Here is a 2589-nt window from a genome sequence, read left to right as displayed (position 1 = left end):
GAAACCTTAACTGGTGTCCAGAATTACTTGACCAGTTCAGGCTCGCTCCCACAGAGGGTTTGCGTAGGCTAGTCGTCCGCCGCAGGGTCCAGGTCCGGAAACATAACCTCGGTAAAGCCGAACTTACTGAAATCGGTGATGCGCGAGGGGTACAGCCGCCCGATCAGGTGGTCGCACTCATGCTGCACCACCCGCGCATGAAAGCCCGAGGCCGTGCGCACAATGGCTTCGCCTTTGGGGTCAAAGCCTTCGTAGCGAATGTGTTGATAGCGATCGACCGCACCGCGCAGGCCCGGCACCGACAAGCAGCCCTCGAACCCCTCCTCCATCAGTGGGCCCAACGGCGTAATCAGCGGGTTGATCAGGATCGTCTGGGGCACCGCCTCGGCGTCCGGGTAACGCTCGCTGTGCTCGAAGCCAAAGATCACCAGTTGCAGGTCGACACCGATCTGCGGCGCGGCCAGGCCGACGCCGCCCACACTTTCCATGGTCTGGAACATGTCGTCGATCAACTGCCACAACTCTGGGCTGTCGAACATTTCCGGCGGCACCGGCGGGGCAATACGCAGTAGGCGTTCGTCGCCCATTTTCAGGATTTCACGAATCATGGTCAGGTTTCGTCAGTGTGGGGGTGAGGAATGGAATGGTCACGGCCCAGGCCCGACACATGCTGTTTTTCGTGCTCGCCCGGGCTCTTTTCACCACGGTCCTTGCCCTCGGCGGACATGTGCTCGATCACCGCGTTCATCTCCGCACCGAGCAACAGCACCGCCGAAGAAATGTAGAAGTACAGCAACAGCACGATGATCGCGCCGATACTGCCATACATGGCGTTGTAGTTGGCGAAGGTCTTGACGTAAAACGCAAAGCCCAGGGACGCGATGATCCACACCACCACCGCCAGCACCGACCCCGGTGTAATAAAGCGAAACTCCTGTTTGACGTCAGGCATCACGTAATAGATCAACGCCACAGCCACCATCAGCAAAAACACGATCACCGGCCAGCGCACGATGGTCCAGAGTGTGACGATGAACTCCTCCAGCCCGACCTGGGCCGCGATCCAGCCCATCACCTGCGGCCCGAGCACCATCAGCGCCGCGGCGGCCAACAACATGCCGGCGATGCCGATGGTGTAGAAAATCGACAGCGGGAAGCGCTTCCAGATCGGACGGCCCTCTACCACATCGTAGGCGGCGTTCATCGCACTCATCATCAACCGGACACCGGCCGAGGCAGTCCACAACGCAATGACGATACCCACCGACAACAACCCCCCCTTGGATTGCTGAAGCTGGTCGATCACCGGGTTGACCTGCTCCAGGGCCTGGGGTGGCAACACCAGCTCCGATTGCAGGCGCAGCCAGGAGAAGAAGTCCGGCAAATGCAGGAAACCGATCAGTGCGATCAGGAACAGAATGAAGGGGAACAGCGAAAACAGCATCTGGTAGGCCAATGCCGAGGCGTAGGTCGACATCTCGTCGTCGAGAAACTCGGTCACGGTGCGCATCATCACACGATGCAAGGGCAAGCCTTTCAAGGCCGGGAACATCATGTGCGTCTCCTTTCGCCGCAAAAAAGGAAGGTCGCCTGGCGACTCTCGGGGTTGCTATCCAAGACAAAAGTAACCTGTTTGGCGACTTTGGAACAATTTCCCCGGTGCAAGTTCGAGCAGACATGACAACGGCCACCCGCGGATGGCCGTTCCAATCGGTTATTCAACAGGCCGGTTATGCCTCGTCAACGCCTTTCTTGACTGCGTCCTTGGCCTTGCCCACGTTTTGCTGAACCTCACCTTTTTTCTCCTGAACCACGCCCTCAGCGCGCATGCGGTCATTGTCGGTGGCCTTGCCGACGCCTTGCTTGATGTTGCCGACGGCTTCGTTGGCAACGCCCTTCACTTTATCGCTCGTGCTACCCATGATGTCTCTCCTGTGAACAACTGTACGAAAAGTCATTACATAAGGGTTGACCGAGGCCGTTTGCGGGGAGTTTCATTTTTTCAGCAGCGCATTTCATCGTCAGATGCAGGTTGAGCTTTATGTTTGCCGATCCACCCCCGAGAATGCCCCACGTATTCAGGCTGCGACCTGAAGCTCCAATCTCGTAGGAACGTTATGAAACTCGATAAAAAGCAGGCCATCGCCCGCAGAAACCAGGAACTGGGCGGCGCCGTACTGGGCGTCAATAACTGCCACTTCAGCGAATTGAACCGCAACCGCAACATCTTCTGGTTCGATATCCCGGTGGCACGCCTGGCCATCGGTCAGTACGAATGGATCCACCTGCTGCTGCACACGCCGGCCACCGATGAGCTGCTGCACCTGAAGGTACCGACCGTGTTCCTGCGCGAAAAAATGGAAGGCCTGGAAGTACGCAACCAGGGCAAGCGCAAGGCGGCCCTGAGCCTGGAGCTGAGCGCCGACAAGGATTCGTACCTGCAGGACATGCGCCCGGGTGGCACCAACCTGGATTTTGCCCAGTTTCGGTTGTAACCAATCCGTATGGCTGCCGGGCTTCCTGTGGCGAGGGGATTTATCCCCGCTGGGCTGTGAAGCAGCCCCACGCTTTCATGAGCCACACCAATCT

4 protein-coding genes are annotated in these 2589 nt (G+C 58.3%); 1 reads left to right on the top strand and 3 read right to left on the bottom strand.

The window, feature by feature from the left end; genetic code table 11:
- Positions 1–68: 68 nt before the first annotated feature.
- From def to GSM73_RS04990, 3 genes are all read right to left on the bottom strand, one after another.
- A complete protein-coding gene (gene def, locus GSM73_RS05000) occupies positions 69–608 on the bottom strand; it encodes a peptide deformylase (protein ID WP_047228342.1) in 540 nt (179 codons plus the stop codon).
- 2 nt (positions 609–610) lie between these two features.
- The gene (locus tag GSM73_RS04995; protein ID WP_047228343.1) at positions 611–1555 is read right to left on the bottom strand and encodes a YihY/virulence factor BrkB family protein; all 945 of its coding nucleotides are present in this window, start codon (positions 1553–1555) and stop codon (positions 611–613) included.
- A 175-nt stretch (positions 1556–1730) separates the two neighbouring features.
- Entirely contained in the window at positions 1731–1922 is a 192-nt protein-coding gene (locus GSM73_RS04990; RefSeq protein ID WP_047228344.1) for a CsbD family protein, read from the bottom strand.
- Between the two features lie 195 nt (positions 1923–2117).
- Here GSM73_RS04990 and GSM73_RS04985 point away from each other — a divergent pair, with 195 nt between their 5' ends.
- Complete coding sequence (locus GSM73_RS04985) at positions 2118–2495, top strand: hypothetical protein (protein ID WP_030139341.1); 378 nt, start codon at positions 2118–2120, stop codon at positions 2493–2495.
- Positions 2496–2589 lie beyond the last annotated feature (94 nt).

The sequence above is a fragment of the Pseudomonas sp. PICF6 genome, assembly GCF_009831705.1.
GTDB classification, from domain to species: Bacteria; Pseudomonadota; Gammaproteobacteria; order Pseudomonadales; family Pseudomonadaceae; genus Aquipseudomonas; species Aquipseudomonas rhizophila.
The sequence above is the reverse complement of the archived record's forward strand: the minus strand, read 5'-3'. Positions and strand labels throughout refer to the sequence as shown.